This is a genomic window from Gilvimarinus sp. F26214L, assembly GCF_054401055.1.
The window spans coordinates 1-26716 of the sequence record NZ_JBTIYG010000017.1 but is presented as its reverse complement, the minus strand read 5'-3'; the positions used below and the strand labels follow the sequence as shown (position 1 = coordinate 26716).

General features: G+C 59.7%; 22 protein-coding genes. 12 read left to right on the top strand and 10 right to left on the bottom strand.

Annotation, left to right across the window (positions count from 1 at the left end; genetic code table 11):
• Positions 1–110: 110 nt before the first annotated feature.
• The 6 genes from ACURWW_RS15530 (at position 111) to ACURWW_RS15505 (ending at position 7189) form a co-directional block, all read left to right on the top strand.
• Positions 111–683 carry a DUF1249 domain-containing protein gene (locus tag ACURWW_RS15530; RefSeq protein WP_445617821.1) on the top strand — a complete coding sequence of 191 codons (573 nt, stop codon included), beginning with the start codon at positions 111–113 and terminating at the stop codon, positions 681–683.
• Between the two features lie 69 nt (positions 684–752).
• Complete coding sequence (gene cpdA, locus ACURWW_RS15525) at positions 753–1613, top strand: 3',5'-cyclic-AMP phosphodiesterase (RefSeq protein ID WP_445617820.1); 861 nt, start codon at positions 753–755, stop codon at positions 1611–1613.
• Between the two features lie 127 nt (positions 1614–1740).
• Complete coding sequence (locus ACURWW_RS15520) at positions 1741–2331, top strand: YqiA/YcfP family alpha/beta fold hydrolase (RefSeq protein ID WP_445617819.1); 591 nt, start codon at positions 1741–1743, stop codon at positions 2329–2331.
• A 28-nt stretch (positions 2332–2359) separates the two neighbouring features.
• A complete protein-coding gene (parE, locus tag ACURWW_RS15515) occupies positions 2360–4249 on the top strand; it encodes a DNA topoisomerase IV subunit B (RefSeq protein ID WP_445617818.1) in 1890 nt (629 codons plus the stop codon).
• Between the two features lie 274 nt (positions 4250–4523).
• Positions 4524–6407, top strand: a complete 1884-nt coding sequence (locus ACURWW_RS15510; RefSeq protein ID WP_445617817.1) for an outer membrane protein assembly factor BamB family protein — start codon at positions 4524–4526, stop codon at positions 6405–6407.
• Positions 6408–6505: 98 nt separating this feature from the next.
• Positions 6506–7189, top strand: a complete 684-nt coding sequence (locus tag ACURWW_RS15505) for an HhH-GDP family DNA glycosylase (RefSeq protein ID WP_458618511.1) — start codon at positions 6506–6508, stop codon at positions 7187–7189.
• A gap of 24 nt (positions 7190–7213) precedes the next feature.
• On the opposite strand, the gene ACURWW_RS15500 is transcribed toward ACURWW_RS15505, so the two are convergent.
• From ACURWW_RS15500 to ACURWW_RS15480, 5 genes are all read right to left on the bottom strand, one after another.
• Positions 7214–7828, bottom strand: coding sequence for a hypothetical protein (locus ACURWW_RS15500; RefSeq protein WP_445617815.1), 615 nt, complete (start codon positions 7826–7828; stop codon positions 7214–7216).
• A 130-nt stretch (positions 7829–7958) separates the two neighbouring features.
• Entirely contained in the window at positions 7959–8846 is an 888-nt protein-coding gene (locus ACURWW_RS15495) for a helix-turn-helix transcriptional regulator (RefSeq protein ID WP_445617814.1), read from the bottom strand.
• Positions 8847–8965: 119 nt separating this feature from the next.
• Entirely contained in the window at positions 8966–10576 is a 1611-nt protein-coding gene (gene lnt / locus ACURWW_RS15490; protein ID WP_445617813.1) for an apolipoprotein N-acyltransferase, read from the bottom strand.
• Positions 10573–11178: a lipase secretion chaperone gene (locus ACURWW_RS15485; protein ID WP_445617812.1), complete on the bottom strand. Its 606-nt coding sequence runs from the start codon at positions 11176–11178 to the stop codon at positions 10573–10575. The genes lnt and ACURWW_RS15485 overlap by 4 nt, the downstream gene beginning before the upstream one ends.
• Entirely contained in the window at positions 11175–11990 is an 816-nt protein-coding gene (locus ACURWW_RS15480) for a lipase secretion chaperone (protein ID WP_445617811.1), read from the bottom strand. The genes ACURWW_RS15485 and ACURWW_RS15480 overlap by 4 nt, the downstream gene beginning before the upstream one ends.
• Positions 11991–12306: 316 nt before the next feature.
• On the opposite strand from ACURWW_RS15480, the gene ACURWW_RS15475 reads away from it, so the two are divergent.
• On the top strand, positions 12307–13224 hold the full coding sequence (locus ACURWW_RS15475; protein ID WP_445617810.1) for a dienelactone hydrolase family protein: 918 nt from the start codon (positions 12307–12309) through the stop codon (positions 13222–13224).
• 93 nt (positions 13225–13317) lie between these two features.
• Here the strand turns inward: ACURWW_RS15475 and ACURWW_RS15470 are convergent, their stop codons facing one another.
• A complete protein-coding gene (locus ACURWW_RS15470) occupies positions 13318–15468 on the bottom strand; it encodes a YgiQ family radical SAM protein (RefSeq protein WP_445617809.1) in 2151 nt (716 codons plus the stop codon).
• Positions 15469–15604: 136 nt separating this feature from the next.
• Complete coding sequence (locus ACURWW_RS15465) at positions 15605–16012, bottom strand: hypothetical protein (RefSeq protein ID WP_445617808.1); 408 nt, start codon at positions 16010–16012, stop codon at positions 15605–15607.
• 215 nt (positions 16013–16227) lie between these two features.
• Here ACURWW_RS15465 and ACURWW_RS15460 point away from each other — a divergent pair, with 215 nt between their 5' ends.
• The 3 genes from ACURWW_RS15460 (at position 16228) to ACURWW_RS15450 (ending at position 20755) form a co-directional block, all read left to right on the top strand.
• A complete protein-coding gene (locus ACURWW_RS15460) occupies positions 16228–17217 on the top strand; it encodes a 2-hydroxyacid dehydrogenase (RefSeq protein ID WP_445617867.1) in 990 nt (329 codons plus the stop codon).
• A gap of 229 nt (positions 17218–17446) precedes the next feature.
• Positions 17447–18007, top strand: a complete 561-nt coding sequence (locus tag ACURWW_RS15455) for a lipid-binding SYLF domain-containing protein (protein WP_445617807.1) — start codon at positions 17447–17449, stop codon at positions 18005–18007.
• Between the two features lie 378 nt (positions 18008–18385).
• Positions 18386–20755 (top strand): PAS domain-containing protein, encoded by a 2370-nt coding sequence (locus ACURWW_RS15450; protein WP_445617806.1) that lies wholly within the window; start codon positions 18386–18388, stop codon positions 20753–20755.
• Between the two features lie 30 nt (positions 20756–20785).
• Here ACURWW_RS15450 and ACURWW_RS15445 read toward each other — a convergent pair whose 3' ends face one another.
• Complete coding sequence (locus ACURWW_RS15445) at positions 20786–21730, bottom strand: DegV family protein (RefSeq protein WP_445617805.1); 945 nt, start codon at positions 21728–21730, stop codon at positions 20786–20788.
• A 410-nt stretch (positions 21731–22140) separates the two neighbouring features.
• On the opposite strand from ACURWW_RS15445, the gene ACURWW_RS15440 reads away from it, so the two are divergent.
• Together ACURWW_RS15440 and ACURWW_RS15435 are read left to right on the top strand one after the other, a co-directional pair.
• On the top strand, positions 22141–22923 hold the full coding sequence (locus tag ACURWW_RS15440; RefSeq protein ID WP_445617804.1) for a BON domain-containing protein: 783 nt from the start codon (positions 22141–22143) through the stop codon (positions 22921–22923).
• 290 nt (positions 22924–23213) lie between these two features.
• Positions 23214–24863 (top strand): isovaleryl-CoA dehydrogenase, encoded by a 1650-nt coding sequence (locus ACURWW_RS15435; protein WP_445617803.1) that lies wholly within the window; start codon positions 23214–23216, stop codon positions 24861–24863.
• Between the two features lie 112 nt (positions 24864–24975).
• Here the strand turns inward: ACURWW_RS15435 and ACURWW_RS15430 are convergent, their stop codons facing one another.
• Entirely contained in the window at positions 24976–25404 is a 429-nt protein-coding gene (locus ACURWW_RS15430; protein ID WP_445617802.1) for a hypothetical protein, read from the bottom strand.
• A gap of 117 nt (positions 25405–25521) precedes the next feature.
• On the bottom strand, positions 25522–26652 hold the full coding sequence (locus tag ACURWW_RS15425) for a hypothetical protein (RefSeq protein WP_445617801.1): 1131 nt from the start codon (positions 26650–26652) through the stop codon (positions 25522–25524).
• Positions 26653–26716 lie beyond the last annotated feature (64 nt).

Sequence of the window (26716 nt, the reverse complement as noted above, 5' to 3'; positions counted from 1 at the left end):
CGGCTGCGAAGGTCGACGGGATAACCCGGTCAGTGATTTGCGCTCCACGATTCCCAGAGTGGCTCGCCGCCTGGCGGCGAGTTCGTGCGCGCACAACGGTACAGAATTGAATGAGTTCAGCAGTAAAAAGTTTGTTTCTCAAAAAGCGGAACGCGGATTCGGCACCGAACCGGGAGTTCCGCCCCCTGTCGGCGCCACGGCCACTGTTTGCGCGCGAAAAGCGGGACAGCAAACCGCGGTATCGCGTCGACCTTTCCGGCCAGCAGGCGGACTGCGAGGCGAACTACCTTCGTCTCAAAAAAATCCTCCCCGATTTTTCTGAACGCGACGAGTGGCTGTTTCACATCGGAGCGGACGAACGAGCCGGACAGTTGTTGGTGCAGGTGGTCGACCGCGCGCCGTACACCACAACCCTGGAGCTCAGCCAGCCGGCCGACGGGGTTGCCAGTTCCCTGAAAGCGCCTCGCCTGCGGGTATGCATGTATCACGACGCAGACATGGCTGAAGTTACAGCCTGGGAAGGACATCGTCGGTTCAAGCCGCGCTATGACTATCCCAACCCGGGTATGTACCAAAGCAACGAAAAAGAACAACTCAATCGTTTTCTCGCCGAGTGGTTGAGCCACTGTCAGGCGGAAGGTCGTCTGGTCTTCGACCTGGCGGACCTCGGCTTTTACAAATAACAGTACCGGGTCTGACAAAAGCAACGATTACGGGCAACGGTGCGGGCCCGATCCTCGCGGATACAAACGATGCAAACAACTCTGGAAAGCAAACCAAAGCAGGAAGCGAAGCGACGCCAGATTGCCCATGATTCCGAGCAGCCGATTCGCCTGTTGCAGCTCACGGACTGCCACATCGGTCCGGACAATAGCGAAGAGCTGTTGGGCCTCAACACCAACGAGAGTCTCAACGACGTTATCGCCCATGTGCGCGAACACCACGCTCGCTGGGATTTGCTCCTGACGACCGGGGACATTGCCAACAACGGTGGTGCCCGCACCTACGTCAGGTTCCTGGAAATCCTCGAGAAAAGCGGTATCGACTTCAGTGCATTCGGCTGGCTGCCGGGCAACCACGACTCCCCCGTGGATATGAACGAAGCGATGAACGACGAGCAGCTCACCAAGGAGTTGCACATCGGGAACTGGCTCATTCTGCTGCTCAACACCCAGGTGCCTGGCCACACCCACGGCAACCTGGTGGAGGCGGAGTTGAACCTCCTTGATGAGGCGCTCTCCAACAATCGCGACAAGCACGTGCTGATCTTCATGCATCATCAGCCGGTGCCGGTGGGCTGCGCCTGGGTGGACACGCAAAAGGTCCGCAGCGAGTATGCATTCTTCAAGATCATCGACCAGTACGAGCATGTGAAGGCAGTCGTCTGGGGTCATGTCCATCAGGAGTTTTCCCAGCGACGCAACAACGTGCAGCTTCTCGCCACGCCGTCCACATCCATTCAATTCAAGTCCCGCAGCGATGACTTCGCGGTGGACCGTTTGATGCCCGGCTATCGCTGGTTCGTGCTGAACCCGGATGGCAGCTTCGAGACCAGCGTGGAGCGAATCGCCGACAAACAGTACCCGATCCAGTTTACCTCGCAGGGATACTGATCGCTCCGCTGCAGGCACAAGCGGGCCCCGGGGCGCCGCCCGCCTGAAGCCGGTGGAACTCTGAGGGCTCAGCCCGTAAACTCCCGTGCGCCGAATCAGCCCCGGAAATCTACCAGAGGCGCCCGCGATGAGCCTTCTTCTTTACATCCACGGTTTTCTCAGTTCGCCACTGTCCCACAAAGCGCAGCAGGTTGAATCCTGGCTTCAGGAGAACCGACCCAAGGTGAACTACGCCTGCCCCTTCCTGAGCGCCTATCCGGCCGAAGCCATTGAGCAGCTCGAGGACATTGTGAAGAACGCCGCTTCAGAGCCGGTTTACCTCATGGGCAGCTCCCTGGGCGGCTACTACGCCACCTGGCTGGCGGAGAAGTACGGACTGCCGGCTGTGCTCATCAACCCGGCGGTCGCTCCGTACGAGCTGATCAGTGCCTACCTGGACCAGGATCTCAAGAACTACCACACCGACGACCACTATCGACTCGGTCCCGAGCACATCGAGCAGTTGCGCGAGCTCGAGACAGAAGAGTTACAATACCCGGCTCGTTACTGGCTGATGGTCCAGACCGGGGATGAGACCCTGGATTATCGACGGGCGGTGGAGCGGTACAAAGGTTGCCGTCAACTGGTCGAGCAAGGTGGCGATCACAGCTTTCAGAATTTTGAGCGTTGGCTGCCGGACATCCACGAATTCTATACCGGCAGCTCCGCTGACCGCTGATTGAAACTTCAGGCATTCACAGGCAATTATGGCGAACTACTCCGCAGAAGATATTGAAGTACTCACGGGCCTGGAACCGGTTCGCAAGCGACCGGGCATGTACACGGACACCACCCGGCCGAACCATCTGGCGCAGGAAGTCATCGACAACAGTGTGGACGAAGCGCTTGCCGGCCACGCGAAGAAAATAGAAGTGATTCTGCACAAGGACCAGTCCATCACCGTCAACGATGATGGTCGCGGCATGCCGGTGGACATTCACCCGGAACAAGGCAAGCCCGGCGTGGAAGTCATCCTCAGCACCCTGCACGCCGGCGGTAAATTCTCCAGCAAGAACTATCAGTTTTCCGGCGGTCTCCACGGGGTGGGGGTGTCGGTGGTTAATGCGCTTTCCAAGCTGCTGGAAGTCACTATTCGTCGCGACGGCAATGTTTACCGCATGGGCTTTCAGAACGGCGATAAAGCAACAGAGCTGGAAGTCGTCGATACCTGTGGTAAGCGCAACACCGGAACGAGTATCCGCTTTCTTCCCAACCCCAAATACTTCGACTCTGCCAAATTCTCCGTCTCGCGCCTGCGCCACGTGCTGCGTGCCAAGGCAGTTCTGTGCCCCGGCCTGCACGTTGTGTTCACGGATGAGCAAAGTGGTGAGAAGGACGAGTGGTATTTCGAAGATGGATTGAAGGATTATCTGCTGCAAGCCACTCGCGGCTGGGAAACCCTGCCCGAGGAGCCCTTCGTAGGCACCTTCACCGCCACTACGGAAGCGGTGGACTGGGCGATCCAGTGGCTCCCGGAAGGCGGTGAACTTACCCAGGAGAGCTACGTCAACCTGATTCCCACCGCCCAGGGCGGCACCCATGTCAATGGTCTGCGCACCGGGCTGATGGAAGCCATGCGCGAATACTGCGAATTCCGCAACCTGCTGCCACGCGGCGTAAAGCTGGCACCCGACGACCTGTGGAACAACTGTTCCTACGTCCTCTCCTCCAAACTGGAAGATCCCCAGTTCTCCGGCCAGACCAAGGAGCGTCTCTCCTCGCGCGAGGCCGCGGCCTTTGTTTCCGGCGTTGCCAAGGACGCATTCAGCCTGTGGCTGAATCAGCACACGGAGGAAGGGGACAAGCTGGCGGACTTCTGCATCAACAACGCGCAAAAGCGCGTTCGTTCCGCCAAAAAAATTGTCCGCAAGAAGGTCACCCAGGGGCCAGCCCTGCCGGGCAAGCTGGCGGACTGCGCCTCCGACGACCCCACCCGCGGCGAACTGTTTCTGGTGGAGGGTGATTCCGCAGGCGGTTCCGCCAAGCAGGCACGCGACCGCGAGTTCCAGGCCATCATGCCCCTGCGTGGGAAGATCCTGAACACCTGGGAAGTGGATAGCCAGGAAGTGCTCGCCTCACAGGAGGTGCATGATATCTCTGTTGCGCTCGGCATCGAGCCGGGCTCCGAAAACATGGATAACCTTCGTTACCACAAGATCTGCATTCTGGCGGATGCTGACTCGGACGGCCTGCACATTGCCACCCTGCTGTGCGCCCTCTTCGTCCGTCACTTCAAACCCATGGTCACGGCCGGGCACGTGTACGTCGCCATGCCGCCCCTGTACCGTATCGATGTGGGCAAGGACGTCTACTATGCTCTGGATGACAGCGAAAAGCAGGGCATTCTGGATCGAATCGCCGCCGAAAAGAAAAAAGGCAAAGTAAACGTCCAGCGTTTCAAAGGCCTCGGCGAGATGAACCCGCTGCAATTGCGCGAGACCACCATGGCGCCCGATACGCGCCGCCTGGTTCGCCTGACGATTGAGAACGGCGATGACACCAACCAGATTCTCGACATGCTGCTCGCCAAAAAGCGCGCTGCAGACCGCAAGGAATGGCTGGAAAGCAAAGGCGATAAGGCCGACGTGGTCCTGTAGGTCGACGGTAGGCCGGGGTTCTTCGGTGCGATAAATTTATGTAAAGCCTGTCCACTCCCTCTGGGTGAGGTGTTTAAATCGGCCCAATGCTCACGTCTTTTGTGTTCTTTCTTTTCAGGTACTTCCCTGCCCTGGTGCGACTGCTGAAGAATAAACCTCCGCGCCAGCTCAATCGCAGGAGCAGTAGCTCAAACAACGCAGGTGGGACGTGTGCAAACAACGAGAACAAACCGGAGCGGGCGTGCCCGCTCTTTTTTTGGATGGAGTTTTAAGGATGAAGAAAGGAATTACGATACTGGCGAGCGTTGCAATCTGGTTCGCCGGCCCGGCCCAGGCTCAGGATGCCGACACCGCTCTGCAGGACGCGATGAAAAAGGGCGAGCCCTTTTACAAGGAAAGATGCGCACTTTGCCACGATAATCCGGAGGACTACGTTCCGCCGCGGCGCCAGCTGGAATTGCGCTCGGCCGACTACGTCATCAACGCCCTGACCAAGGGCAGCATGTATCCCCATGCGAAAGGGCTCGACGAAGCCGAAGTCAGAAGCATAGCCATCTATGTGACCGGTAAGATGCCCACCGGGTCCACTCTCAATCCCGACTGGAAGCTAAACGCCTGCGCCGAACCGGCTGCGCCGATCGCAGCAGGCGATCTTCACTGGAACGGCTGGGGCCGGGACCTGAACAACAGCCGCTATCACCCGGAGCCCGGTTTCAGCCCAAAGGACATCAAGAACCTCAAGGTGAAATGGTCCTTTGCCTACCCCAATGGTCGACATAACAGCCAGCCGACCATCGCCGGCGACCAGGTATTTGTTGCGGCCGCACCCGGGCGGGTTTACTCACTGGACGTGGGAACGGGCTGCAGCCACTGGGTTTACGACCCGGACGCAGGTGTGCGGGCGACCGTCAGCGTGGGCCCCATTCCGGGAACGGACCAGCAGGCGGTATTCGTAGGCACAACCGATCGTTTCGTCCACGCAATCGACACCCGGACAGGCGAGCGACTCTGGAAGACCCAGGTAGGCGAGTTGGAGGAGGCGCGAGTCACCGGTGCGCCCATCCTGCACGAGGACACGCTGTACGTGCCACTGTCCTCCTTCGAGGAGACCGCGGCCGTCAACCCGGATTACGAGTGCTGTCGCTTCCGTGGAAACGTGGTTGCGCTGGACACCAAAACCGGGGCGATCAAGTGGCGGACCTACGTCATCGATGAAGAGCCGCAGCAGCACAAAACCAACAAGCTGGGCAAGCCCATGTTCGGCCCCGCGGGCGCCGCCATCTGGTCGGCGCCCACCATCGACCTCGAACGCAGCGTGCTCTATGTTGCCACCGGCGACTCCTACACGGATGTGCCGGAAGATGGTTCGGACGCAATCGTCGCCATGGATCTGAAAACCGGCGAAGTGAAATGGAAGAATCAGGTCCTGGAAGGCGATAACTTCCTGGTCGGTTGCTTCGGCCGAGGCGGACACGCCAACTGCCCGGAAGAGGTGGGCCCGGATTACGACTTCGGCAGTTCGGTGATTCTTCGCAAAGCCGGCGACACGACCCTGGCGCTTGCGGGCCAGAAGTCCGGGATCATGTACGCCATGGATGTGAACAACAAGGGCAAGATCGTCTGGGAACGGAAGGTCGGCCATGGCAGCGCTCTCGGCGGCATCCAGTGGGGTTCCGCGGCGGATGAAAAAGCCGTGTATGTTCCGGTAACAGACACAGCGGTTTTTCAGCCCGATCTGCGCAAGCCGGGGCTGACAGCCCTCGACATCGCTACGGGAGAAACGCTCTGGCACACCCCCGCGCCGAAGGCCCAATGCGGCGACGGCGGACGCTGCGGTAATGGTTTGTCGGCGGCGATCAGCGCTATGCCCGGCGCGGTGTTTGCCGGTTCTCTCGACGGCATGCTGCGCGCCTACTCCACCTCGGATGGCAGCATTCTCTGGGAATTCGACACCAAGCAAAGTTACCAGACGGTGAACGGGCTCGAGGTGAAAGGAGGCTCCATCAACGCAACGGGACCGACCATGGCCAAAGGCATGCTGTTCATGAACTCCGGCTACGGCGGCATCATGAACGCGGGCAGCATGGGTGGCAGCGCCGGCGCGGCAAAGGGCCAGGACGGCAACGTGCTGCTCGTGTTCTCCGTCGACGGTCGGTGATATCCAGTACTAAAAAGACAGGGCGTTCCAATGGGGCGCCTTGTTCCCTTGGGCACTTGCCTTGCAACCTGCCTCCCAATAGCCCCTGAGTCCGGAGCGTGGAACCCAGCGCACAGGAGCTGATTATGCGGGAGCGCGAATCACCGTCGCGGAGCGCTCTGATACAGAAGCTGCTGAAACAGCACGGGCGGACTTTCGCCGAGGAACTGGCGATACCCGTGCAGAAGAACACGCCCTCCGCTTTGTTCCAGTTATTGGTTGCCGCGCTGCTGTTCAGTGCGCGTATTCCCGCCCACAACGCTCTGGAGGCAACGCGGGCGCTGATCGAAGCTGGGCTGACAACGCCTCGCAAGATGGCTCAGGCGAGTTGGCAGGAGCGGGTGGACGTGATCACCTGGCATGGCTACAAACGCTATGACGAGAGTGGCTCCACCCGGCTGGGTCAAACTGCTCAGCTGTTGCTGGAGCGCTATCAGGGCGACCTCCGCCGCTTGCGGGACGCCGCGGATGGCGACGTGGGCGAACTGAAAAAAAGGCTGATGGAGTTCAAAGGCATTGGCCCGGTGGGGGCCGACATCTTCCTGCGAGAGATTCAGGGGGTCTGGACAGAAGTGTATCCCTACGGGGATGCGCGCGTTCTGAAGACCGCCGCCAAGCTGGGAGTAGGACGTACAGTCAGTGAGTTGGCGGAGCTGGTTCCACCGAAGGACTTCCCACGTCTCGCGGCGGCTCTGGTTCGCGTGGATCTGGAGCACACCTACGACACGCTGCGATCGGCCTGAGCAGGAACCTCCGGCGGCAGGCTGTCAGTCCAACTCTTCCACCGCAATCCTGCCGGCGCCCTTGTCTTCGAAGTCCCGGCGCAACTTCGGGAGTTGCTCGCGGTAGGCCTTCGCATCGCCGTACTCCACAAATTTGCGATAGCGGTTGTGCGCTCCCTTCACTCGCTTTGCGTGCTTGATCGGGCACCAGTACTGCTCGGTCCGTGCGAGCACTTCGCGGGCGAAGGCCACCATTCCGTTGCCGTAACTGCAGTAAAGGCAATTAAGTTTTTCCAGTCCATTCAGGTAGCTCAACTGGTGGCGGTCCAGCACCATGTAATCAGCACGTCGTACGCGGGGGATTCCGTACGCGCGGAAGCAGATCTGCTGATACAGGTTGAGGAAGAGGTCAAACAGCGCGATGGGAATAACCATGCCGTAGATCACCGGTGCTGTAATGACATGCAGCGGCTTCGCGCGGGCGATGTAGCTGAGCAGGTGAACCTTGTAGCGACGCTGCGCAATTCGCACTGCGCGATCGAATCGGACCTTTCCGTTTCGAACGGTGTAGTGGACGTGATTGCGGGCAGTGGACCAGTAATCTTCCAGTTGCTCTTCCAGTTTGTTGATTTCGGCATAAATCCAATGCGGTTCTTTCACAAAGCTACCCCGATCGATCGGCTCCATAAATAAAACTATAGGCACAATACTATAACAGCAGAGCCTGCGTCTGCAGAGTAGTCGGCGTTGGTGAGCCAAATGCGGTACGCGCTGTTCGCGCGTTATCGGCTCAGGGGGTTGATGGATCCAATGCGGGGTCCGGCTCGGAGGCCGTGCCGGGTTCGCCCCGGGCGGCGGCGACCGCGCCCAGTACATCTTCCGAAAGGCTGATGTCGAGGTACGGAGAACCGAGGAAGGCTGTAGAAGGTTGGGTACCGATCATGGCTACGAAACATTTGGAAAAATGCGCTGTGCTGGCAAAGCCGGCGGCGAGGGCGGCTTCAGTGACCGAGCGCCCCAGGGAAAGGTAGACCGCGCCCACCATCACCCGGTAACGCAGCCGGTAGCGGGTGATGGGAATTCCGATCTCGCTCTTAAACAACTTTACCAGGCGCGATTCGGACAGGTGCACTTCTTCGGCCAGTTGACTGACAGGCAGGTTGGAACGAGCGCTTTCCCTGATTCTTTGTACGACCCGAACGATGCGTGGATCGCAGTGCGGCAGCGCCGCGCGATCCAACCAGGGTGGAAAAACAAGAGTTTCCATCAGGTCGAAGGCTTCGGCAGGTGGCAGTCGCTGATCCCTGATCTGGCGCAGGGTCCAGGCAAGGTGGGCTTCATCCCTGTGGTGCAGCCACACTCCTTCCTTGCACTCGCCCATGGCCCGTTCCAGGGCTGCGAAATCCTGACCGATCGGATCAAGGAAGCAAACGGCGGCCACGGTCGACTCGTTGTCAAGTTCATGGACCTTGACGCGGGTGCCTGCACGCAGGAGAGCGCTTCTGAAAACCTCACGAGAACCACTGGAGCGATGCCAGACAATCTCCCCGGAAAGGCAGACCAGCAGTTGATCGGCACCCACCGTATACTCCCGGAGCGGAACATGGCCAGCACCGAGAAAGAGGCTGCGTTTGCGTCCGATATAGAGCTTGTGAACAGCAGCGAGCGAAGTAGCCATTATTGTTATGTCCGTAGGCCGGTTTACGTGCTGTGATTGTCAACTATACGACGATGGTATGACCTGTCAATTGTCAGGTCGAAGGAGGCGCCTACTTCCCGGCTAAAGAGATCGGGTCGTCAGTCGTCCCGGTCCGCTCGGAGCAGGTTCGGTGCTGTCCCCCTCCGCCGCCACAGTGGCGACGTCAGCAGCAGACCGAGGGCGAAATAGACAGTGGTAAGCAACCATCGCGGATGGCGACTGAAGATGCTGCCGCCGGCTTCGGCGGAATAGGGAAGCTGGACCAGAAAGCCGCCCGCGACACCGGCCGGTGACCGAAAGACCTCCCGCCCACTGGGCAGCACGGCGGCCGACGGCCCGTTGTTCAGTACGTGAACGAGGGGCAGGCGGTTCTCCACCGCCCGCAAAACCGACGCTCGCAGATGCTGCAGCGGCTGAAGGCTGGCCCCGAACCAGGAGTCGTTGGACAGCCCCACAAGCAGCGCGCCCTGCGCACGTTGCGGAACCCCTTCCGCGGTGAACACGGGGAAAAGGGTTTCGTAGCAAATCAGCGGAACGATCCGCATCCCCGCCACCTCATAGGTTTGACGCTTCTCACCCGCAGCAACCCCGCTGACGAAATCACCAAAATAGGAACGCAGCACGGAATCCACTGGGGCAAAAGCTTCCGTTGGCAGATATTCTCCAAACGCGATGCGCTTGATCTTGCGATAAGTGGGTCGTTCGCGGCCGTCACTGCCAATCAGTGTCGCGCTGTTGAAGCGCAGGCCGGTGTCGGTCCGCTCCTGGTCCTGTAGCAGCAGGTTCGTGCCCAGCTTGGCCACGTTCTCCTTATGGGCCTGCCGGATGCGCCTATCGTCGAAGAAAAACCGCTGGGGCCCCTCGGGCCAGATGACCAGTTCAGCGCCCGCTGCGGCCAGCGTTTCGGTCATCTCCATTTCCGGGGGGTAGGCACGGCTGTATCCGGCCGCGACGGGCGGTTTGCTCAGGGTAGGCGGGCTGTTGGGCTGGACGATGCCAATGGTCCTGGTCGTCCACTGGTCCGCCTGGGCATCCCATTGCCCGAGGCTCCACAGGCCATAACCGAACCACCCCGCCAGCAGGACGCCGGCAATCGAGAACTGGTCAGCCCGCACCGGTCGGACCATGTCCTGTAGCCAGAGGAACACCACAATGTTGCTGAGCGCCAGCATAAAGTCCAGACCGTGTACACCGGTGAGGGCGACCCCTTGCAAGGCCGGCAGAAACCCCGCCTGGCTCTCCCCGAGTTGAACATTGAACAGTGCTGGAAAGTGGGCGTAGAAGACCACAGCCAGCAGGGGGAACAGTGCCAGCTCCGCTCTCGGCAACCACCGCCGCAGGCCGGTGTAGGCAACGCAAAGCAAGGCCAGGAGCTGCGCGGAACCGAGCCAGAACAGGAGGGCCATCAGGAAGCTGCGGCCGCCGTCCGCACCTTTGAACAGCATCAGAAAGTCCACGACCCAGGGCATCGCAGTAGTGTGGTAACCGAGGCCGGCCAAAAGGCCGAAGCCGTAACTGGCCCGGAGACTCTGACTATTAATCGCGAAGAGCATGGGCACAAAGGCGAACCACGCGAGCCAGAATGCCCCGGGTTCGTTGTAGCTCAGCCCCAGCAAGACCCCCGCCGCCAGCGCGAGAATTGCCCGTGTGCCGGGCCGGGCCTCTGGCATGCCCCCGGTGAAGCGCTCTCCAAACCAGGTCAGGTTCACGGTTCAGTTACTCCGAGCCGCGCCAGGGCTCCGTCGCGCTCGGCGGCGCTCAGCCCGGAATCGAGGTCGCGCACGCGCCGGGTTAGCAAGTAGCTTGTTACCGAATTCTGTCGGTCAAACAGTTTGCGGGCAGCGACTTCCCCGAAATACTCTCGCTGGAGAGCCTGGCTCTGTTCAAACAATGTCACCGCCTCTATCAAACTATTCCCGGGGGTTGTATTCCTCAGGTGCTCCACTGCCTTGCGATAACGGCACATAGCGGAAAAAACCTCAGCCAGCTCCTCTCCGTGGCGGGGGAAGCTCTTCGCAAAAAGAAAGGCCGCTCGCGCGGCGGAGTCGTCTGACCCGCTCGTTCCCAGAACATTGCAAGCGTGCTCCAGGTCCCGCGCCAGTTCCCGGTCAACAACAAGCTCCGCACCGGAAAGCCGCTTTGCGAAGCGTGCTTCGATCGCTGCGAAATCGAACTGCCAGCGATCCTGCACTGCGCTGTCGGGGCTCATTGGTGAGCCGTCCGGCCATGGGTAAAGAGTGGCGAGCCGCAGGGCGACAGCGGACACCAGCAGCACCGCAACAATGTACCGGGGCCGCTCCACGGCTTTCACGGATTGCGCTCGTCGTCGGAGGCGTTCGGTCCATCGGCCTCGCGGGTTTTGTCAGGATGGATTTGCTCGTAACGCTCGGCGATCTCCTGCTGTTTTTCCACTCGTTCGTCGGGAGACAGGGATTCGTCGCGCGCAAGTTGCATGCTCGCCAGCATGTAGTGTGCGTCGCGATTCTCCCTGGCGAAGAGCTTCGCGCTCACCTCAGGGCCGAAGTACAGCTCCCGAAGCGCCTGCAGGTCCGCAAACTGTTGTTCAAGACTTGCTGCCATACCGGGCTCTGTGTACAAGGCATCAAAGTCCTTCCTGGCTTGCAGGAAGTCGTGGTACCGGCCAACGAGGTCAGCCGTTTGTTCGCCGGGAAGCCCGGGCAGCCCGAGGCGAATGAGGTCCTTCAGTTCCTCCATTTGCACGCTGTTCAAGTCCAGGCGCTGGTACGCGAAAGCGTCTCGCAGCGCTTTTAACGTGAGCTCGTCCGTCACCACATTCCCGGCGTCATCGAGGCGAACAGACTGCAGCGCTTCATAGATATACGGCACGTCAAAGGCCACAGCCTCCACGGATTCTTCTTCCGCGTCTTCCGTCGCGATCGCCCTATTATCACGGTCGGGAAAGTTTTCCCATCGCCACTGATGACCGAGTGTGTTCTCCGGGGGAAGGGTGAGCGAGCGGGAAGAAGGTTGATCCACGCTGACCGTAGTGGCGCCAGGGACATCCTCCCACAACGATGATAACCCCAGAAATCCGAGGACAATAGCGAACAGGCCCACCGTCGCAATCACGGCAACCCCCGCGCCTTTGACTCTGAGTTCCATACGCATGCCTCCGGATGGTTGGCGACGTTGAAGCAGCTCGCGCTGAACACTGTCGCAAAGCGAACGCCTATTCTGCGCAATTCGCTACCCGACAGACAACACACAGGACCCATCTCCGAGTGCAAAGTGCTGATTCGTGAAAGAGCGGTGCAAGTCTCCGTGCTAGATTTCCTACCTCGCTGGTGGTTGCGCTTCGTCTTGTCGCACAGCGGGCCTATAACAATAAGAAAGCTATGAACAAGATAAGCGATCGGTTGGACCTTCGGGTCTACCGAACTCTAGAAAAACCATAACGAACTAAAAAAGGGTGATCTTTATGAAGAAAAGCATTTGGGAAAAGGTGATGCTGGCAACGGCGGCGCTCTGCCTGTCGTTCAGCGTTCACGCCATCACGGACCCGGACCCGGATCCAGACCCCTGCGATACTGATTGCGGCTACGAACGCGGTCCCGATCCCACCGTATCCTCCCTGGAAGCCAGCTCCGGCCCCTACTCGGTGAGCACAATCAACGTTTCGTCCTTCGTAAGCGGGTTCGGAGGTGGAACGATTCACTACCCGCGCGGCACCAGTGGCACCATGGGGGTGATTGCCGTTGTGCCCGGCTATGTGTCTTCGGAATCCGACATCAAATGGTGGGGGCCGCGCATCGCGTCGCACGGCTTCGTGGTGATTACCATTGACACGAACTCCGGCTTTGACCAGCCCGACAGCCGTGCCGAGCAACTGGAAGCCGCGCTCAACTACGTAATTGACGAGAGCGAATCCAGCAGCAGCGCGATCTCCGGCATGGTGGACCCCAACCGTCGCGGCGTAATCGGTTGGTCCATGGGCGGTGGCGGCGCTCTCAAGCTCGCCTCGGACGATCCGTCTCTGATGGCCGCCATTCCCCAGGCGCCCTGGTACAGCGGCTTTAACGACTTCGACGAGATCACCACGCCGACTCTGATCATTGCCTGTGAAAACGACACGATCGCACCGGTCAGCAGTCACGCCTCGCCGTTCTACTACGACATCCCCTCGAGTACGGACAAGGCCTTCCTGGAGATCAACAACGGCAGCCACTACTGCGCGAATTCCAGCAACTCCGACAAGGACATCCTGGGCAAATACGGTGTCTCGTGGATGAAGCGCTTCATCGACCTGGATCGTCGTTACGATCAGTTCCTGTGCGGACCCAACCACGAAGCGCCGTACGCGATCTCGGAGTACCGCGATACCTGTAATTACGACTAAGCTTTTGTGCAACAGACTGCACCACTATCAAAAAAGGGCCCCTCGGGCCCTTTTTCTGTACGTGCTTGATGCCGAATATGCTGTCAATCGCCGTCAGCGTTTGCGGCGCTTCTTGCCGGGGAAGGCCAGCTTTCCTCCACGCGCGACCTGCTTGCGTCCGCTGCGATGTTTCGGTTTGTCGCCTGCAGGGGGAACCAGTGCCTTGGGGCCGTCCCCAATCAGGTCAGGGCGTCCCATGGTGATCAACGACTGACGAATACGATCCCAGCCTTTTTCGTCGTGGTAACGCAAGTAGGCCTTTTGCAGGCGTCGACGATCCAGTTCCTTGGCAACGAAAATCTTTTCCGATTTATAGGATAGTTTGCGCAAGGGATTGCGTTCGGAAAAATACATGGCGGTCGCCAGCGCCATAGGCGACGGGTAAAACGTTTGCACCTGATCGACCCGGAAGTTGTTCTCCTTCAACCAGAGCGCAAGGTTCAGCATATCTTCGTCTTCACAGCCTGGGTGCCCGGCAATGAAGTAGGGAATCAGGTACTGCTTTTTGCCCGCTTCCCGGCTGTACTTCTCGAACATCCGCTTGAACGCATCATAGGTGCCCATTCCCGGCTTCATCATCTTGTTGAGCACGTTGTCTTCACTGTGCTCCGGCGCGATCTTCAGATAGCCGCCCACGTGGTGGGTAACCAGCTCCTTCACGTATTCCGGGTCCTCCACGGCCAGGTCGTAGCGCAAGCCGGAGGCGATGGCAATGCGCTTGACGCCGGGAATCTTCCGCGCTTCGCGATACAGTTCGGTGGTGTGCTTGTGACTGGTCTGCAGGTTCTTGCAGATGCCCGGATACACGCAGGACAAACGCTTGCAGTTGCTGAGGATCTCCTGGCTCTTGCAGTGCAGGCGGTACATGTTGGCGGTGGGGCCGCCCAGGTCCGATATGGTCCCCTTGAATCCGGGAACCTGGTCGCGGATCTGTTCGATCTCGCGCAGAATGGACTCCTGGGAGCGGCTCTGAATGATTCGACCTTCGTGTTCGGTGATAGAGCAGAAGGTGCAGCCCCCGAAACAGCCTCGCATGATGTTGACCGAGGTCTGAATCATCTCGTAGGCGGGGATCTTCGCGTCCCCGTAACTGGGGTGTGGTCGCCGGGTGTAGGGCAGATCGAACACCCCGTCCAGTTCCTCGGTTTCCAGGGGAATGGGCGGCGGGTTGATCCAGACTTCCTGGGTGCCGTGGCGCTGCACCAGGGGCTTGGCGTTGTAGGGATTGGATTCCTGGTGGAGGATTCGCGAGGCGTGCGCGTACAAGGCGGCATCCTTGCGCACCTTCTCGAAGGACGGCAGGCGAATGACGGCCCTGGCCGCGTCCCAGTCCTCCTTGCGGTGCAGGGGCATGGGAATGATGCGAACCGGTTCGGCTCCATCATCCGTTTCTTTTGTCGCCTTGTCGCTGGCGCAGGCAGAGGCGCTGTTGTGGTCGAACTCGTAGGGATTGGGAATCTGATCGATTTTGCTGGGCCAGTCGATACGGGTCGAATCGATCTCGGTCCAGCCGCCGGGCGTTTTGCTGCGCAACACCGCAGTGCCGCGGATGGATGTCAAACCGTCGACAGGCTTGCCAAGCGCCAGCTCGTGAGCAACCTCTGCAATCGCACGCTCCGCATTACCGTACAGAAGAATGTCAGCGCCCGAATCCACCAGAATCGAGCGGCGCACCTCGTTGCTCCAATAGTCGTATTGGGCGATACGACGCAGGCTCGCCTCGATCCCACCGATAACGATGGGAACGTCCTTGTAGGCCTCCTTGCATTTTTGACTGTAAACGATGACCGAGCGATCCGGACGCTTGCCCCCTTCTCCGCCCGGTGTGTAGGCGTCGTCACTGCGCAGCCGCAGGTCCGCGGTATAGCGGTTGATGAGAGAGTCCATATTGCCGCCGGTCACCCCAAAGAAGAGGTTGGGCCTGCCAAGGGCCATGAAATCGGCGGTGTTGCGCCAGTCCGGCTGGGCGATGATGCCCACTCGAAAGCCCTGGGCCTCCAGGAATCGCCCGATCACCGCCATCCCGAAACTGGGGTGATCCACATAGGCATCGCCCGTGACCACAATGATGTCGCAACTGTCCCAGCCGAGCTCGTCCATTTCCGCGCGGGACATGGGCAGATAAGGCGCGGGTCCGAAGCATTCGGCCCAGTATTTGGGATAGGAAAACAGAGGCTTGGCCTTGACGGCGGAGTTCGAGGGCATAGGGATTTCGGCTTGCAACTCAGGGATGATGGGCCGGAAGGCCGGCAGCGGCCATCATACCTGAATTGCTCGCCGGGTGAAGGGGTACAGGGCTCGGCGCGGCGCCTGGCCCGTTGGTTTCGTAAGCGCGTTTCGTTCAGTGGGTTTCCGAACTGCCTCCCGACTGTATTGACGTGAGCGCCTGGCGCTCCTCCTCGATCTCCATCCGAGTGCGAAAGCCCATGCGCCGCAGTATCGGGAGGGGCGGGCACCATCCCTGGAGACCGTGCTGGAGCAGAAACCCGCTCACCGCCACGGGTAGCACCAGAAACTTGCGGCTGAACAGGAAGCCGGCCCCGAGGCCCGCAAGAATCAAAGAGGAGGCGTTGGTTTCCAGTGCGCGCTCCACGTCCCATTCCTCGTCGAGCACGCGCAAGCGCTGAGGAATTTCCTCCGGGTGTTGTCGGTAGTATTCGATGGACGAGCGGGTCATCATTTCGATGCGTTGATTGATGTGGGCGGGAGTCTGGCTTTTGACCCGCTCGCGGCTGGTTGCAAGTTCCATTGTCTACCTCGTCTGATGATTGAAGCTCAGGGTCACGTGCGGGAGTCCAAGTTGCATACCAAGTGGGTCACGACGACGATCGGCGATGATCAGTTGCAGCTCCGCCATCCGGCCAACCGCCGGCTCCGGCAGTCCGCCTTACCGCCTGAAAGAATTACAGACCGGATTGCACAAACGCCGGCTGCCACAAGGAGGTCCGTCCCGTGAAAGTGGCCATGTTCAGTACCAAAGCCTACGACCGGGAGTATTTCCGCGTTCGCAACCGGGGCTTGCGCCACGACATCAGTTTTTTCGAGGCCAGGCTGTCTCCAGAGACGGCATCACTTGCCGTCAATTTTCCCGCGGTGTGTGCTTTCGTCAACGATCATATGAACGAACCCGTACTGCGATCACTGTCGCAGCATGGAACACGTTTAATCGCGTTGCACTCTGCGGGCTTCAACAATGTGGATCTGAAATGTGCAAAGGCACTGGGAATCACTGTTACCCGTGTTCCGGCCTATTCGCCCCATGCAGTGGCGGAACATGCGCTTGCGTTAATCCTGAGCCTCAACCGCAAGACGTTTCGCGCGTTCAACCGCGTTCGGGAAGGCAACTTTGCCCTGGACGGGTTGCTGGGGTTCGATCTTTTCGGAAAAACCGTGGGCGTGATAGGAACTGGAAGAATCGGCGCCATTTTCGCCCGAATAATGCTGGGCCTGGGCTGTCGCGTGTTGGCCTACGATCCAAATCCCGACCCGAACCTGCAAAAACAAGTAGATTATCTGACGCTGCCGGAGTTATACCGAGAAGCCGATATCATCTCTCTGCATTGTCCGCTGGTGCCCCAAACCCATCATATGATCAACGATGAGGCCATTGCTCAGATGAAAGAAGGCATAATGCTGATCAATACCAGTCGTGGCAGAATCATCGACACTCGTGCCGTCATCAAGAACATCAAAAGCGGCAAAATCGGCTATCTCGGACTGGACGTTTACGAGGAGGAAGAAGATTTATTCTTCAGCGATCTCAGTGACAAAGTGATCCAGGACGATGCGTTCATGCGGCTGCTGACCTTCCCCAATGTTCTGATCACGGGTCACCAGGGGTTCTTTACCCGCGAAGCGTTGACGGCCATCGCTGATACGACACTCGCGAACATCACGGCTTTCGAAACCGGCGAGGGCGACCTTTACGAGGTTACCACCGACAATATTGTGTAGCGGATCACACACGGGCACGGCCATTGCTCGACACCGCTCCCAATCATCCACTCGGTCCCAGCCAATGTTCTGCTTAAGAAGCTTGTATTGGCGCCTGCTCGTTGCAGCTCCATGCTTTTGCTCTGCGCTTGTTGCCGCACAGGCGAATGACGGACCGTTTGTCGATAGCCCGACGGTTACTGAACAGGAGTCCATCCCCGAAATCGGCCCTGGCGAAAAACTCCGCGCAATGGCCGAAGTGCTGCGGGAAATGAAGTCCGACCCCGATTTGCGCCATCTGCTGGAAGAGTCCCATGGCGTACTCGTCGTTCCCAACTACGCGAGCGCGGCCCTGGTGATCGGCGCCGCGGGCGGCGACGCCGTCCTGCTTTTGCGACAGGGCGGTGAATGGACTCACCCGGCCTTCTACCACCTGGGAAGCCTGAGCGCGGGTCTGCAGCTAGGGATTGAAGCGGGGTCCATGGCCATGGTGTTAACCAGTGACCGCGCGCTGGACAGCTTCACGAAAGACAACAATTTCAGTCTCAGCGCCGATGCAGGCTTCTCGGTGATCGAGTGGTCCGCACGCGCGCGCGGGGAGCTCACGGCCACGGCTGATCTGATTTTATGGATGGATACCGATGGCCTGCTCGGTGAGCTCGCGCTGGGCCTCAACAATCTTATCTGGGACAGCGGCGCCAATCGTGAATACTACGGCCGGGACGTCGACCCGGAACGGGTGCTGCGCCAGGGAGTGGCAAGCCCCAACGCCCACTTGTTGGCGAACGCTCTGGCCGCCCAAGACCGGTAGCGTTGAAGCGGGAAGCCGGCAAAGACTCCGACTATCTTCCTACACGAAGCACCTGGGCGCCGTTGAAGCACCCATGTCCGTGCAAGGCTCGTCACAAAAATCGTCCGTTCGCCACCAAATTGTCGGTCCGGCCTGTTGCGGCTGTCACCGGATTTTTCATTGCTGCTAATATAGACGCCTGGGTCGCCAGGGACCGGCTGCCGTCCTCGGAATGGGAAACGCTGCCGTATGGAGCGGAGCAGCGTACGTGCACCAACAACATCTGCACACAGCAAAACACGGACAAAAAAGAATAACTCCCAGCCGGAAACAAGCCCTGCGGCAGCCACATTGCTCCGCCAGCAGATCCGGCGAAGGTTCATCCCAAAGGAGCCAGCGATGTCCCCAGGTAAGCCGACCGTCGAGCCGGACCGCGAGGCGGGTTTTCTCGACAGTATCATGGCCCACCTGCACGTTCACGTTTGCGTGTGGGATGCTGCCCACCGCATCGTCTACGCCAACGCTGCGCTGGAAGAACTTCTGGGAAAATCCCGCGATCAGTACCTCGGGAAAACGCTCATGGACCTGGCGCCGACGATGCCGGTTGCCGCGATTCTCAGCAGGCAGATCGAAGCCGTTCTGGAAACCGGACAATCCATCACTGGTGAAATCGATTACGGCGGCCCGGGCCGGGGCATGGCCCATTACAGCTACAGCTTCAGTCCCATGCTGGACGGCAGCGGAGGGCCGGCCTATGTGGTTGGCGTGTCCCGGGACATCAGCCAACGCAAGGCGCTGGAGCAGGCGCTCGAAAAAGCGAACGAGCAACTGGAAGAAAAGGTGCGCGAGCGTACCCGCCACCTCCGCGAGAGCGAGCAGCGTTACCGCAAACTGTTCGAGGCCATCGACGAGGGCTTTTGCATCGTTCAGGTGCTGTTCGACGCACAGCAGCGATCGGTTAACTACCGCTACCTGGAAACCAATCCCGCATTTGCCCGCCACACCGGTCTGGAACACGCCACAGGCGCCACGGCGCTGGACGTGGCGCCGGACATGGACCGCGCCTGGTTCAAGATATTCGGCCGGGTCGCGGAGACTGGCAAAGCCGAGCGTCTGGTGGAGTATTCTCGCCAACTGGATCGCTGGTTCGAGATCGACGCCTTCCGGGTCGGCGACCCGGCCGATCGCAAAGTCGCCACCCTGTTCCGCGACATCACCGAGCGCAAATGTGCCGAGGACGAACTGCTGCGTGTACTGGGCCTGCTTGAGGGCATCACCCGCGGCAGCGAGGATTTGATCGCGGCCCTGGACAACGACTTCCGCTTCCTCTATTTCAACGACGCTTACCATCAGGAGTTTCTGAAACTCTGGCGCTGCGACATTGAAGAAGGCACCAGCATCCTGGAGGCCATGGCGCCCTGGCCGGAAGAACAACGCAAGGCCAGGCATCTCTGGGGCCGGGCGCTCGCGGGCGAATCCTTCCGGACCCAGATTGACTTCGGCCCCAGCCCTGCCGAGAAGCGGGTCTACGACCTGCGCTTCAACCCCATTCGCAACCCCCAGGGTCGCTCCGTGGGCGCGGCGCACATCTTCCGGGATATCACCGACCAGGTGCGGGTGCAGAGCGAACTGCGGGAAAGCGAGGAGCGGCTGCGCGAGTCCGACCGGCGCAAGGACGAGTACCTGGCCATGTTGGGGCACGAACTGCGCAACCCGCTCGCCGCGGTACGCAACGCCACCGAATTGATCAAGCGGGCTCCGGTGGCGGACCCTGGCCTGCGCCGGGCCTCGGAGGTGTTGGAGCGCCAGACCACCCACATGGCACGGCTCATTGACGGCCTGCTGGAGGCGTCCCGAATCGCTCGCGGCAAAATTGACCTGAACACCCAGGTGCTGGACCTTCGCACAGTGGTGGAGGGGGTGTTGCAGGACCGCAACGCCCATGTGGAAGCGCGCCACCTGGTGTTGAAGCAGGTGCAGCCGGGCCAACCCTTGTGGGTTTCCGGAGATCCGGTGCGCCTGGCCCAGGTGTTCGACAACCTGATGGGCAATGCCATCAAGTTCAGCGAGCCCCGCGGACAGATCACCGTGCGCCTGGAGTCGCAGGGCGAGTGGGCGCTGGTGCGTGTACGCGATACCGGGGTGGGCATCCGTCCCCAGATGCTGGGGCGAATCTTTGAGGCCTTTTACCAGGAGGAACAGGACATCGCCCGCGCTACCGGCGGCCTCGGGCTTGGCCTCGCGCTGGTCAAGGGGCTGGTGGAACTGCACCAGGGCCGCATCGAAGTCACCAGTGAGGGCCCGGGGCGCGGCGCCGAGTTCGTGGTGCGCCTGCCCATCAGCACCGCCCCTCCGTCATCGTACCCGCCCGAAGTGGAAGAACCCCTGGCCCCACAGCGTATTCTCATCGTGGAGGACAACCAGGATGCGGGGCAGACCCTCTGTGATCTGCTCACTTTGCAGGGGCACCACGTCCGTCTGGCGGAGAACGCCGCCCAGGCACTCAGCAGGTTATGGGAGTCCGAAGCAGACCTTGTGCTGTGCGACCTGGGCCTGCCGGGCATGAGCGGTTTCGAACTGGCGCGGGCCATTCGCCGGGACCCGGCATTGTCCCAGGCTCGCCTCGTGGCGCTCACGGGCTACGGCCAGCCGGAAGACCGGCGCCGTACGGCGGCGGCCGGATTCGACGACCACCTGACCAAGCCTGTGGATCTGAAATCGCTGGAAAGAACGCTGCGCAAACTGGTAGTGGAGCCGGAGGACGGTTGAACGCCCCGACCGGTCCCCGGCACGATCCGCCTATTCGATCCGCAGTCGGTAATCCGCGTCGGCAGGCGCCACCGCCAGCGAAAATGTTCCCGGGCCCATGTTGATGGTGGCTGTGAGGGTGTGGACACTGGTGACCACCTTCACACCGTACTGTGCAGCAAACTCCTTCAGCTCTGCCACCGCAGGATAATTCTCAAGCTCCTCCAGAGGCCCGGCGTAGGCGATGCTGATCAGCGGTGTCTGCAGTCCCCGTTCGATACAGCGCATGGCGTGGCCAACCATCTGAGCGACTGCATTCTTGTGGCCCTTCACCTTGCCCACCGCCTCGGTGCGGTTCTGACCGCCGAACACCACCGGGGAGATGTTCAATGCCTTGCCCAGCAGAGCGGCAAAGGCGCCAATCGTCCGGTCGCCCTTCTTGCGCGCGCGCTCGCGCAGGTAATGAAGGTCCACGGGCGCCGAGTAGGATTGAATGTGATCGGTGATCTGCTTGCTTCCTTCCAGAAGCTCGCGCCGCGACACGCCGCGCTGGCCCAGGTGGATGGTGTTCAATGCCATAAGCCCCTGCCCGGTGAACATGGCCCCGGAATCCATGATGCGCAGGGTGAACGGCCGATCGGTGTTGCGGTACTTGCGGTACTGGGCCGCAAAGGCGGTATTGACCTCCTGCCACATCTCGTACTGCGGGCTGCGTGAACGAGCCACCGTCTGGACGATCGCAAAGTCGTAATTGGGCAGAATGCGACTCACCAGAAAGTCCACAATCTGATCGCGGGTGGCCGGACGGGTGTCCACCTCCCGTTTCAGGTCGATGGCTCCCTCCTGAATCATGCGCAGGCGCTCACTGGTCGTGAACACGTCCCGAACGTCCTGTCCGTCGATAATAAGATTCAGTGGCATAACTTCCACCGAACGTGAATTGACCACCCTCTCGGGCAGGTCGCAGGCGGAATCTACGATGATGACGCTGGACACTTGTGTTCTCCCGGCAAAGCCGCGCATGGCGGCAGTAGTGGATAGGCGTTTTTTATGGTCCTGACTCCGGTCAGATTATTGGTCGCCTATTACAAGCCTAGATCGTTGGGACAGCTCTGCAAGGCTGGCAGGTAAATAATTGTGAGCTTTATGCGCCAGGGTTCTATCCCGCCGAGCGACTTCGCCACAATTGCTCTATTCCATAACCGGCGCCTACTGTGGCTAACAGGTCGAGGTGTTTTTGCTCATAAAGGGCTGAGGCCGTGCGCCGCGCTGGCACTATCTCTGCACTCCTCGGCAGGAGACTTCAATGGTTCTCGACGTTTACGGCGCCGGAGTTAAACACAGCTTGCGGCAGAAACTGTCGAAAGGCCGAGTAAGAAATTCAGTATGGCGCAAAGGGGGATGCAATGGCCGACTCATCAATTTCCGAAGAAGTGATCCGGGAAACCCGAGCCGCGCTGGAGCGGGACGTACGCATAAATCTCCACGAATTTCCAATTGAAGTGGAAGAACACGCAGGCCGCCTGCATCTGTCCGGAACCGCAGAAGACATCATCGCCAAACGACTGGCGGTGAATTACGCGCTTCAGTTTGCGGAGGGCCGCATGGCGGTCAGCGACGAACTCCGGGTGGCAACGGAGGCTGTGCAGGATCGTGAGATTCGCGATGCCCTGGCAAAGCAGTTACAGGGGGAGCGGGTATTTGCGGACACCACGCTGGTGGTGGACGCCCAGGGCGACGGCCTCATGGTTCACGACGCCGGCAGCGGTGCGGACTGGATCGAAGCGCTCATCGACGACGGCCGCGTTACCCTCACGGGCCGCGTTTCCAGCCTCGCCCACAAACGCATCGCCGAACTCCTCGCCTGGTGGACACACGGCACGGCCGCAGTGGAAAACAAACTCAACGTTTCCCCCGCGGAGGCGGACAACGACGACGAAATCGCCGAGGCCATTCACATCGCCTTCGAACGGGACCCCCTGGTCCACGCCGACCAGATCCACACGGACAGTGCCGAAGGCGTGGTCGTGCTCACCGGCTCGGTAGCCAGCGATGAAGAACGGCAGGTGGCCCTGGCCGATACCTGGTACATTCCGGGTGTCCTGGAAGTGGTCGACCGCATCGAGCTCCACGGCGACGCCCCCACCCACCCGCGCGGTTCCGGCGCCAGCACCCGCCCCTACGATTAGTGATACGCTAGGCGCGGACCCGTACCCGTAGGTTGGGTTAGGCCAACGGCCGTAACCCAACAAATCGTGCGATTCCGGCGTCCCTATGATTGGTGGCACGCGAGGTACGCACCCCGTATTGTAGGTTGGGTTAGGCCAACGGCCGTAACCCAACAAACCGGATCACAGTAACGGCACTCGGCCAGGGCCCGTCGACGACCCATCAAATGTAATGCCCCAATGCACCTCCCGGCTCCGAACCATCGCCCCCGATCCGAACTCATAAATAAAAACAATCCGAGGAGTTCCCGATGACCCAGACCCACGACGTCTTCAATCAACCGCCGCTGCTGGAAAACTACAATCTCTTCTCCTCCGACCGGGCCCTGGTTGAATCGGTGGAACGTTCCAGAGCCCAATGGGCGACCGCGGACCTGCAACAATACGGCGAGCGCTGCGGCCGCGCGGATACCATTCAGCTCGGCTTCCAAGCCAACGAGAACCCGCCGCGGCTGCGCACCCATGACCCGCGCGGCTTCCGCATCGACAGGGTGGACTATCATCCTGCCTACCACCAGTTGATGGATATGGCCATCTCCCAGGGCATCCACTCGCTGCCCTGGACCGACCCGCGCCCGGGCGCCCATGTGGCCCGCGCCGCCTACGTTTACATGCAGGCCCAGGTGGAAGCCGGCCACGGCTGCCCGCTCACCATGACATTTGCCGCCCTGCCCACCCTGCGCAAAGAGCCCAAAATCGCCGAGATGTGGGAGCCACTGCTGACCGCCCGCCATTACGATCCACGCAACGTCCCCGTCTCGCAAAAACGCGGCGTCACCATCGGCATGGGCATGACGGAAAAACAGGGCGGCTCCGACGTACGCGCCAACACCACCCGCGCCACACCCATCAACGGTGGACACGGAGAGCTCTACTCCATTACCGGCCACAAATACTTCTTTTCCGCGCCCATGAGCGACGCGTTCCTGGTTCTCGCTCAGGCGCCGGGTGGCCTCTCCTGTTTTCTCGTGCCCCGCTGGCGCCCGGACGACTCAAAAAACCCCATCGAAATCCAGCAACTCAAAAACAAAGTGGGGAACGTTTCCAACGCCTCCGCCGAAGTGGAATTTCGCGGGGCCGACGGCTGGCTGATCGGCGATGAACGGCGCGGCGTTCCCAACATCATCGAAATGGTCGCCCTCACCCGCTTCGACTGCATGGTCGCTTCGGCCGCCGGAATGCGTCAGGCCGTTGCCCAGGCCATTCACCACGCAAGCCACCGCGAAGCGTTCGGCAAGCGTCTCGTCGACCAGCCGCTCATGCAAAATGTGCTCGCCGACCTGGCACTGGAAAGTGAAGCGGCCCTGGCCATGAGCATGCGCGCTGCCCATTGCCTCGATAACCAGCACGACGAACGGGAGCGGCTTCTATTTCGTCTGCTCGCGCCCATCGGTAAATACTGGATCTGCAAACGCACTCCCGGCCACGCCTACGAAGCCATGGAATGCATCGGCGGGCGCGGCGCCATCGAAGACAGCATCATGCCGAGGCTGTATCGGGAGGCGCCCATCAATGCAATCTGGGAAGGCAGCGGCAACATCCAGTGCCTGGATGTGTTCCGGGCAATTCAGAAGCAGCCGGAGGTGCTGGATGTATTCATGGATGAGTTGCGGGAGGTGAGTGGTGCTCATCGAGAATACGACCAGCATGTGCAGTCGCTCGAACAACAGATGAACATTCTCACCACGGGAGATCCCTGGGAAGCTCAGGCTGCAGGCCGGCGCGTGGTCGAATCCATGGCGCTGGCCTTTCAGGCCCGCGTTTTGCTTTCGAGCCAAGCCAACGCGGTTTCGGAAGCGTTTTGTGCGAGCCGGCTGAATGGAAATACAGGAGGCTTGTACGGAACGTTGCCGGACGGGGCGTCGTTCAGGCAGATACTTGAGCGCGCGGGATCAGGTTGAGTATCCCATTGCGCAGCAGCATGGAGGAGTTATCAAAAGATGTGCATCAAACCGGGGGGAACTACAGCGATTGATCATGCAACGCCGTGGTAAGTTGACCCTTGGATATAAACTAATATTCGCGTGGCCCGATGACGGTGCCGTCCATCAGAACTGCTGCCCAGTTCCCGCTACCCCACAATCTGTTCCCATCAATCACTGGTGCCAACTCGATTACGTAATACCAACGGTCGGATACTCGCGAACAACCATACTGCGTAAGTCTCAAGCCTTCGACTTCAACGCTGTCATATCGGGCGTATTCTTGATTGCCCCAATCCTTCACAAGGCGATAGGCAGTTGAGAGGCTCAAAGGCGGCTCCCCGCCCTGTGGGTTCCATTCCGGTGTATTTTCAATCTGGTTCATTGAGATGAAAAGGCCGATTTTCGTTCCATCCTCTTTTTCCGTGCTTAGTACCGGACGGTCAGAGCCGCACGCGAAAGCGGCATCGGCGATCGCAGCCAAGCAAACCAAAACCAACGAGATTCTTATGATGCTCATTTATACTCCTTTTGACTCATAGCGCTCCAAACAGCCGCCGCTACTGGTGCCAGCCATTTCCGCGCCGGTGCTAGACGAGTAACCAGTTCCAAGATTCGAATCCACTCTTAACAAACGCTATTCTCCTCTCGCAATGATCTCATTTACAGCTTCCATTGCCGGATCTCTGCCCTCGAAGTATTGCACGGCTGTTAGGTCAACGGGTACATGAGGCGCGATCCAGATCCGATGATCTTCAGGAGCTCCACTTTGATGGAACTGCGAGGAAACGATGCCCGTTATACCGCTGTAAGGCAGCTGGAACCAGCCAGACTCGCTCATTGCGTTTGGACGAGACCCCGAGGGCTCGCCCACCAGGATTGCGTCAGTCAATCGGTCGATGTCCACTAGCAACGTATGGGCCGCCGAAAAGGTGTTCCTCCCAATAAGCACAAATAGTTTACCATCGGGCTTTAGACCCTCGAACAAAACCAAGGTGGATAACAAGGGCGGATTAAGCGAACCATTACCTCCGCTGTTATGCCGCAGATCCAATACAAAATGATCAATCTGCTCGCTAGCCAGTTTACTTCGAAGTCGTAGGCTGAAGTCATTAAGAGATTCAGAAGCCATGTTCTGAATAGCATTGACCTGAACAAACAGTGTTCTGCTTCCTGGTAATAGCGTGGCCCAATAGTTCTCATTGTGATTAGCCAAGTAGGTAGGCGGCGCTACATTGGTCGGGGGAGGCAGCACTGGAAATCCAGAAAAGGTGAGCGTTACGGGGGCAGGTTCAATCTTTGCGCGCCCCCCGGAAGGTCCTTCCAATGACAGAGTAATATCGCGGCTATCATCCACGATACCGAGGCCTTCCAGCACTGTCGGTAGACTCAGGTAGTAAGGGCCTAGCAAACGCTGCTGCATCTCGTTGTCTCGTGCATTTACGCGTCCGGTTCGCACTAGCGCTTCATCGACGGACGTAGCGCCAAATGATGTTACCTTGTAACCAATCCATTCTCGGTACTCTTCTTTAGCCTCTACAATGTATAGGCCGCCTGAGAACCAGTAGAACTGGAAAGGGAGCTGCTGAAACGCCCCTTTCGCTCCGAAGGCCGGCACAATAAAGTTATGACCATTAGATACTGACCCCAACAAACGCATGAACTCATAGGCTACTTGGCGATCCGTCAGGGAGGGGATACGGTCTTCGATGCCCGCTACTATTTCCTGGAACTCCACCTGGCTAATCGTGTGATTATAGAGCGACAATTAACTTGACCGGTCCAGCGACAATTATCTTGGCCGGTTGATCTGATAGGGTTCGACACCCGCA

Coding starts and splice junctions, on each gene's coding strand:
- ACURWW_RS15530 (WP_445617821.1), top strand. CDS start 111: ATGAGTTCAGCAGTAAAAAGTTTGTTTCTCAAAAAGCGGAACGCGGAT.
- cpdA (WP_445617820.1), top strand. CDS start 753: ATGCAAACAACTCTGGAAAGCAAACCAAAGCAGGAAGCGAAGCGACGC.
- ACURWW_RS15520 (WP_445617819.1), top strand. CDS start 1,741: ATGAGCCTTCTTCTTTACATCCACGGTTTTCTCAGTTCGCCACTGTCC.
- parE (WP_445617818.1), top strand. CDS start 2,360: ATGGCGAACTACTCCGCAGAAGATATTGAAGTACTCACGGGCCTGGAA.
- ACURWW_RS15510 (WP_445617817.1), top strand. CDS start 4,524: ATGAAGAAAGGAATTACGATACTGGCGAGCGTTGCAATCTGGTTCGCC.
- ACURWW_RS15495 (WP_445617814.1), bottom strand. CDS start 8,846: ATGGCTACTTCGCTCGCTGCTGTTCACAAGCTCTATATCGGACGCAAA.
- ACURWW_RS15480 (WP_445617811.1), bottom strand. CDS start 11,990: ATGGAACTCAGAGTCAAAGGCGCGGGGGTTGCCGTGATTGCGACGGTG.
- ACURWW_RS15475 (WP_445617810.1), top strand. CDS start 12,307: ATGAAGAAAAGCATTTGGGAAAAGGTGATGCTGGCAACGGCGGCGCTC.
- ACURWW_RS15470 (WP_445617809.1), bottom strand. CDS start 15,468: ATGCCCTCGAACTCCGCCGTCAAGGCCAAGCCTCTGTTTTCCTATCCC.
- ACURWW_RS15465 (WP_445617808.1), bottom strand. CDS start 16,012: ATGGAACTTGCAACCAGCCGCGAGCGGGTCAAAAGCCAGACTCCCGCC.
- ACURWW_RS15460 (WP_445617867.1), top strand. CDS start 16,228: ATGTTCAGTACCAAAGCCTACGACCGGGAGTATTTCCGCGTTCGCAAC.
- ACURWW_RS15455 (WP_445617807.1), top strand. CDS start 17,447: ATGGCCGAAGTGCTGCGGGAAATGAAGTCCGACCCCGATTTGCGCCAT.
- ACURWW_RS15450 (WP_445617806.1), top strand. CDS start 18,386: ATGTCCCCAGGTAAGCCGACCGTCGAGCCGGACCGCGAGGCGGGTTTT.
- ACURWW_RS15440 (WP_445617804.1), top strand. CDS start 22,141: ATGGCCGACTCATCAATTTCCGAAGAAGTGATCCGGGAAACCCGAGCC.
- ACURWW_RS15435 (WP_445617803.1), top strand. CDS start 23,214: ATGACCCAGACCCACGACGTCTTCAATCAACCGCCGCTGCTGGAAAAC.
- ACURWW_RS15430 (WP_445617802.1), bottom strand. CDS start 25,404: ATGAGCATCATAAGAATCTCGTTGGTTTTGGTTTGCTTGGCTGCGATC.